We start from the raw sequence: 3,772 nt of genomic DNA on the forward strand, positions 1-3,772 counted from the left end.
AGCCACATCCATGAAGATGATCACGGCTTGGCAAAGCTGAAAAAAATCCTCGCCAATCATAACCTATCCATCCGAGATTCCTCGATAAACTCAAGCAATCCAAACAACGCGAAAAGCCCAGAATATATCAAGTCCTCTGTCCTCGCGCCGCAGATCCAGTGGGCCAGCACCTTGATCGTCTACGTCACGGCCGATACCCGCCACAGTGAATGGGTGAATTGGGAAATTGAGTATGCTGCAAAGTTGGGCAAGCGGATCGTTGGCATTTGGGGTGAGGGAGAACAAGGTTGCGAATTACCGGATGCCCTCAAGGAGTATCACGACGCGATGGTCGGCTGGCACGGCAATTCCATAGTTGAGGCGATTGTTGAGGACCAGGACAAAACAGAAATGCCAAACGGCGATGCCGCTCCGCTCCTTCCGATCGTCCGACACCCCTGCGGGGCACGGGGATGAGCATTTACTCGTACATTGTTAGGTTCGACAGCGGGTTCGCTCCAAATCCGTTTTATGGGTTTTGCTCTCTGGCTACGTGCAAGCATCCCATCCGGAAGCATGCGGAGATTGGAGACTGGGTTGTCGGATGTGGTAGCGCAGATCGGGCTGTTCGCCGTGGTGGCCATATTGTCCACGCGATGAGGATCACGGAGACGTTGACATTCGAGGAGTATGACGCCGATCCGCGCTCTAAATCAAAGAAGCCGATCCGTAATGGTAGTCGTAAGCAGAACGCCGGGGACAACATATATTTTCCAACGGCGCGTGGTTGGGCGCAGCGTGACTCCTTTCATAGCAAGTCGGACGGCAGCCCAAACCCAAAGCATGTGGCGAATGACACTCAGGTCGACCGCGTGCTTCTGAGTGATGATTTCGTTTATTTTGGCGGCGAAGGTCCCGAATTTCCAGCCGACCTTCAGGACAAATACGGCAGACATATCTGTAAGGCAGGCATTGGCCGGTCGAAATTCAATGACTACGCCTTGGAGGAGAAGCTCGTCGCTTGGCTCGACTCGATCGGGCCTAGGGGCCTGCAGGGATCGCCATTTGAGTGGTTGAGCTTAAGAGAACGATGAATTCGATGTCGAACGACCATCTCGGATTGAACGAGTATCAAAGCCTGGCATCCCGAAGTGACCGGACAAAGGGGAAGGGGAACGGATTCGACCTCCCCGTCCTTGGCCTTGTCGGCGAAGTTGGTAGCCTTCTGAGCGAGGTGAAGAAGCGGCAGCGTGATAAGGCGGCGATCATCGGGTATGAGCAGACCGTCCTCGAGGAATTGGGCGATAGCCTGTGGTACCTCGCCATAATCGCCGATCACTCGGATATAAGGCTGGCAACCTTGGAGGATGCCGGAGCGGAAACAGATCTGCCCTTTGCCGTGCTGCAACCGCAACATGCCCTCCCGCTGAACACGCCAAGCGCTCAGTTCGAGAAAACGCTTCTGCGCTTGGCCGCCGCGACTGGCGAGCTGGCGGCGGCCGTCGATGGATCCCATGGCGACAAACCTCTCCTGCAGGCTCGCTTGGCGGCAGTACTGCGGCACCTCGTTCAGGCCGCCAATGAATCGGAGGTACTTCTCGAGGCCGCCGCTCGCGCCAACCTTAAAAAGGCCGAGGATCGTTGGCCGCGCGAACGCACTTATCCTCCGCTGTTCGACGCTGACTTTCCAGCGGATGAGCAACTACCGCGGGCGCTCGAAATCGACATTTACGAGCGGGATGCCAGCAATGACAAGCGCTACGTACTGCAGAGCTGCAGTGGCCTATTCATCGGCGATCGGCTGACCGACAACATCATGCAACCCGACGACTATCGGTTCCACGATGTCTTTCACTATGCCTACGCCGCCGTGCTCGGCTGGTCACCGGTCACGCGAGCTCTCTTGAAAAGAAAGCGGAAAAGCAAATCGCGGGTCGATGAGGGCGAGGACGGCGCACGCGCCACCCTCATTGAGGAAGGGGTGGCAACCTATGTTTTCGGAATAGCCAAGGATTTCGACTTTTTCGCGGACCAGAACCCCGGAGATCTCAGCCTTAGCTTGCTCAAGAACGTCAGACAGTTCGTTCGCGGATATGAGGTTCACTCTTCTCCGCTGTGGCTGTGGGAGGACGCGATTCTTCAGGGGAACCATGCGTTTCGCTTCCTTCGAGAAAACCGTCGCGGTCGCGTCAAGCTTGATATAGAGAAGCGTTCGTTATCGATAGGGGAACTACCGCGATGAACACCGCCCAGTTCGTTGAGACACTGGCCGACCTTTCATTTAAAGACGCATTCAATCCGTACGCTGATGCTTGTCGGGATTTCGATCGAGACGACGCCCCTGCCATCCGGCGCACAAACCTGAAACTCGTCCTGGACGCGGCAATTGAGTCGAAAGTGGACTCTATTTGGATCGCTCGGGACCTCGGCTATCGCGGCGGTCGTCGCACTGGTCTCGCGCTAACGGACGAGGCGCATCTAAATGATCACTCCACCCTCTACGGCAACCTGCCCCTTGCCCGCGCTACCAGGGGCCCTGCTATCTCCGAGCGAACGGCGACCGTGATCTGGCAAACCCTGAATCGTATTCAGCGCCCGGTCTTCCTATGGAACGTCTTTCCCTTGCATCCGCACGAACCCGGCGACCCTCAGTCGAACCGCTGCCACACTCGAGCCGAACGTAGTGCCTGTCGCCCGCTTTTGGCTTGGCTGCTTGAGAAGCTTGTACCACGTGTCGTCGTAGCGGTCGGTCGGGATGCCCAATTCGCATTGGCGGATCTCGGGATCGATGCGATGCAGGTCCGGCATCCGAGTTATGGTGGCCAGAGCGACTTTATTTCCGGGATTGAGGGACTCTATGGACTTCCCGTCCTTTCGCAATCGCCCCAGCAGTTGGTGATGCTCTAGCATCGATTGCTATTGATGCGGAAGAATTGATGTCCACCGTCTAGGTTGGAAGGGACGCGGCGTGACACTATAGTCCCTGTCATCCAAGCTAACGTCCGCGAGGAGGGTAGGCGAAAGGCATCGCATGGTTGACACTGCTCGACCGTTTATCGTGATCTATATCGTGTGGCATCCCAAGTTCGCGCTCGGGCATGAAATAGCGCGTTTCTTGTTCGAGCATTTTCGAAGAGAGAATTACGAGAGGATCACAGGCGGAACCGGCATCAGTGTTATCTACAGGTTCGCGATGGCCGAAAATTCCGACAAACCTCTTCCAATTGATTTTTCAACGGCAGAGACGTCCGCCGTCATCGTTTTGGCGGACAAGAACCTCGCGGACGATCCGGTCTGGATGGACTACCTTCGTGAGCTGGCTGACCAGACAGCCTCGAAGGGCTTAGCGACTCGGCTATTTCCCGTCGCTATGGAGCCGGACATCGTTCCAGTGCTCCAGCTCGACGAACAAATCATACCCCTGTTCAAATGGAACGATGATCTCGGGGAACGCGCCGCAGCGCTCATCGGCCACCTCACGTTCCAGTTTTGCCGGATGCTCCGCCACTATTTGGAACATCTTCGACGCCCCCACGAAAGCAGCCAAGCTCTTCTAGGCTACCTTAGGAAGGTCGAGATCTTTTTGAGCCACTCGAAACATGACGCGAATGACGCGGGTGTCCGGGTTGCGGAGGCGATACGGGCCAAGCTGACGACCCAGAATGGGCTTGGAAGCTTTTTCGACGTTTATGACATTCCACCGGGCCTGAAGTTCCAGGACGTGCTACTTGCCCAAATCGGTGTCAGCGCGGTTATCGCGATCCACACGGACTCATTCTCATCAAGGGAATGG

Annotated in this window: 5 protein-coding genes; all 5 read left to right on the forward strand. The window is 56.2% G+C overall.

Annotation, left to right across the window (positions count from 1 at the left end; genetic code table 11):
- Positions 1-456, forward strand: a 456-nt coding sequence (locus AC1D0I_RS32285; protein WP_477400140.1) for a TIR domain-containing protein, incomplete at its 5' end; no start/stop codon positions are given.
- Positions 453-1,073 (forward strand): Nmad2 family putative nucleotide modification protein, encoded by a 621-nt coding sequence (locus AC1D0I_RS32290; RefSeq protein ID WP_477400141.1) that lies wholly within the window; start codon positions 453-455, stop codon positions 1,071-1,073. The genes AC1D0I_RS32285 and AC1D0I_RS32290, both read left to right, overlap by 4 nt.
- Before the next feature lie 5 nt (positions 1,074-1,078).
- Positions 1,079-2,221, forward strand: coding sequence for a pyrophosphatase (locus AC1D0I_RS32295; RefSeq protein WP_477400142.1), 1,143 nt, complete (start codon positions 1,079-1,081; stop codon positions 2,219-2,221).
- On the forward strand, positions 2,218-2,886 hold the full coding sequence (locus tag AC1D0I_RS32300) for a uracil-DNA glycosylase (RefSeq protein ID WP_477400143.1): 669 nt from the start codon (positions 2,218-2,220) through the stop codon (positions 2,884-2,886). The genes AC1D0I_RS32295 and AC1D0I_RS32300 overlap by 4 nt, the downstream gene beginning before the upstream one ends.
- Positions 2,887-3,010: 124 nt before the next feature.
- A partial coding sequence (locus AC1D0I_RS32305; RefSeq protein WP_477400144.1) for a hypothetical protein occupies positions 3,011-3,772 on the forward strand: 762 nt, incomplete at its 3' end.

Source organism: Mesorhizobium sp. P2_D1 (assembly GCF_056404455.1).